Source organism: Neisseria benedictiae, from assembly GCF_958267435.1.
GTDB classification, from domain to species: Bacteria; Pseudomonadota; Gammaproteobacteria; order Burkholderiales; family Neisseriaceae; genus Neisseria; species Neisseria bergeri.
This window is the reverse complement of sequence record NZ_CATQFV010000057.1, coordinates 1-258: the sequence shown is the minus strand read 5'-3', so window position 1 is coordinate 258 and position 258 is coordinate 1. Positions and strand designations below refer to the sequence as shown.

The 258-nt window shown below is 53.5% G+C and carries 1 protein-coding gene; it reads left to right on the top strand.

Annotation, left to right across the window (positions count from 1 at the left end; genetic code table 11):
* Positions 1-258 (top strand): RHS repeat-associated core domain-containing protein (locus tag Q3O12_RS06490; protein WP_301669780.1); only part of this gene is annotated, 258 nt, incomplete at both ends.

The window sequence follows — 258 nt, the reverse complement described above, 5'->3', positions numbered from 1 at the left end:
AATCGGCATTCCGCGCGAGATGACCGATATCCACGGCAATCTCCTATGGTACGGCGAATACACCGCCTGGGGTCGTCTGAAAAAGGACGGGCGTGTCTATCAGAACGCCCATCAGCCGTTCAGACTGCAAAACCAGTACTTCGATGAAGAGACCGGGCTGCATTACAACCTGATGCGGTATTACGAGGCGGAGACAGGGCGTTTCATTAACCAAGACCCGATTGGGCTATTGGGTGGGGAGAATCTGTATCAGTTTGC